The organism is Streptomyces sp. NPDC007162 (assembly GCF_040634175.1).
Classification (GTDB): domain Bacteria; phylum Actinomycetota; class Actinomycetes; order Streptomycetales; family Streptomycetaceae; genus Streptomyces.
Genome location: NZ_JBEYFC010000902.1, coordinates 1 through 2,089 on the forward strand (window position 1 = coordinate 1; position 2,089 = coordinate 2,089).

Below are 2,089 nucleotides of genomic sequence, written 5' to 3' on the forward strand. Positions count from 1 at the left end.
CGTGTGCACGGTCACGTCGGTGAAGTACGGGGAGCCGGTGAACTCGCCCGTGTCCGTCGCGAGGTCGGACTCACGGGTCTGGCGCAGCCCGGGCGGGGTGGCCGGATCCCAGCGTTCGTAACATTCCTGGACCTCGGCGAAGAAGTCCTCGGTGCCGCCCGCCACGTGGTGGGTGCCGATCACGCCGAGCAGCCCGCCGGGGCGCAGCACCCCGGCCGCCTTCGGCAGTCGCACGGCCGGGTCGATCCAGTGGAAGGCGGTCGCGCAGACCACGGCGTCGAAGGGCTCCGCCGGCGGCTCCCACTGTTCGAAGGCCGCGACCACCACCTCCGCGCCGGCGTGGGCGGCCAGCCGCCGACGGGCCACCGCTGCCATGTTCGGGCCGATCTCCACGGCGGTGATCGCACATCCGGATCCGGCCAGATCGACGGTGAGCTGGCCGGTGCCCGGGGCGATCTCCAGCACCCGCACCCCCGGCGCGGCCCCCGTCACCCGGATCAGTTCCCCGGTCAGGGAGGCGGGATAGCGGGGCCGCGCCCGCTCGTACCGCTCGGCGTCCTCGTCGAAGATGTCCCGCAACCGCGGATTCCCCGCCCGGAATTCCAGTGCGTCCACGCAGGGCAGAATGCCGATCCCCGCCTTCCGCGTGCCACTGCTTTTAGGGTGGGGGCGTGAACAGCCAATCGCCGAACGACCACGCCCGTGTCATCCCGCTGCGTCCCCAGGAGCCGGCCCCCGAGCCCAGGGAGCCGCTCTGGCGCGACCTCCTCGGTGACGTGCTGCGCAAACAGCGGCTGGCCCAGGAGCGCACCCTCAAGGAGGTCGCCGAGACGGCCCGGATCTCCCTGCCGTACCTCTCCGAGATCGAGCGCGGCCGCAAGGAGGCATCCTCGGAGGTGCTCGGGGCCGCCGCCCGGGCGCTCGGCCTCGACCTGGGTGGTCTGCTCACCCTGGTCCAGACGGAGTTCACCCGGCGGCAGGCCGCGCCGAACACCCACCGGGGCATGTGCCTGGCCGCCTGACGGCGGATCGGCCCGTGCCCCGCGGTGCGGATCAAGGACGACCGATGAGTTTTCCGGCGGTCGGCGGTCGGTACACATGACCGCGTTCCACGCTCCAGGAGGTGCCCATGACCACCGACGGATTCACCACGTGTCTCTGGTTCGACGGCCAGGCCGAGGAAGCCGCCCACTACTACGTGTCGATCTTCAAGAACTCCAGCATCGGCCGGGTCGGCCGCTACACCGAGGCCGGACCGGGGCCCGCGGGCTCGGTGATCGCCGTCGACTTCACGGCCGACGGGCACCGGTTCGTCGCGCTCAACGGCGGCCCCCAGTTCAAGTTCAACGAGGCGATCTCCTTCCAGATCCACTGCGATGGCCAGGAGGAGGTCGACCACTACTGGGCGAAGCTCACCGAGAACGGCGGCGAGCCCGGCCCGTGCGGTTGGCTCAAGGACAGGTACGGAGTGTCCTGGCAGGTCATTCCGGAGGGGCTGATCGAGATGATCGGCGACCCCGACCCGGAGAAGGCGGCGCGCACCACCCGGGCGATGTACGCCATGGGCAAGCTCGACATCGCCGCGCTGAGGAAGGCGTACGCGGGGGAGTGACCCGCACCGGGACGGGGGCGGTGTCCGCGGACACCGCCCCCGTCGGCACACCGGTCAGACCCGGTCGGCCACGATCAGCAGGTACTGGAAGCTGCCGTTCTTGTACGCGGTGAGGAACGCGTCCTCGATGCCCGTCACCAGGTGATCGGCTTGCTTGCGCAGTTCCCAGTACGGGATCGTCGCCTGGGTGAGGTCCTCCACGTGGACGGGGACCAGCCGGTTCTTGGCCATCGCCCGGAAGTACTCCGACCTCGGGTGGATGTCGCAGATGTAGTGTGCGTTGATCAGGGACACCTCACGGGACGCCCGGCCGTAGGCGTCGTTGTAGCAGCCGGTGACCGTCACGTAGCGTCCGCCGCGGCGCAGCAGCCGGGCGTGCTCGGCGAACGTGATCAGGGCCAGCCGCCAGCTGGTACGCAGGGCGGCGGCGGCGAAGACGAGGGCACTGACCGCTGAGGTGAGCAGTTCCACGGGCGC

The 2,089-nt window shown here is 70.6% G+C and carries 3 protein-coding genes and 1 pseudogene; 2 read left to right on the forward strand and 2 right to left on the reverse strand.

What is annotated here, in order from left to right; genetic code table 11:
• Positions 1-615 (reverse strand): class I SAM-dependent methyltransferase (locus tag ABZ646_RS45595; RefSeq protein WP_360533407.1); only part of this gene is annotated, 615 nt, incomplete at its 3' end.
• Positions 616-671: 56 nt separating this feature from the next.
• Between ABZ646_RS45595 and ABZ646_RS45600 the strand changes: the two genes are divergently transcribed.
• Both ABZ646_RS45600 and ABZ646_RS45605 read left to right on the forward strand, forming a co-directional pair.
• Positions 672-1,022, forward strand: a complete 351-nt coding sequence (locus tag ABZ646_RS45600; RefSeq protein ID WP_360533410.1) for a helix-turn-helix transcriptional regulator — start codon at positions 672-674, stop codon at positions 1,020-1,022.
• Positions 1,023-1,129: 107 nt separating this feature from the next.
• Positions 1,130-1,612 carry a VOC family protein gene (locus ABZ646_RS45605; RefSeq protein WP_360533413.1) on the forward strand — a complete coding sequence of 161 codons (483 nt, stop codon included), beginning with the start codon at positions 1,130-1,132 and terminating at the stop codon, positions 1,610-1,612.
• 54 nt (positions 1,613-1,666) lie between these two features.
• Here ABZ646_RS45605 and ABZ646_RS45610 read toward each other — a convergent pair.
• Positions 1,667-2,089: pseudogene (locus ABZ646_RS45610) on the reverse strand (SAM-dependent methyltransferase); the annotation flags it as partial.

Coding starts and splice junctions, on each gene's coding strand:
- ABZ646_RS45605 (WP_360533413.1), top strand. CDS start 1,130: ATGACCACCGACGGATTCACCACGTGTCTCTGGTTCGACGGCCAGGCC.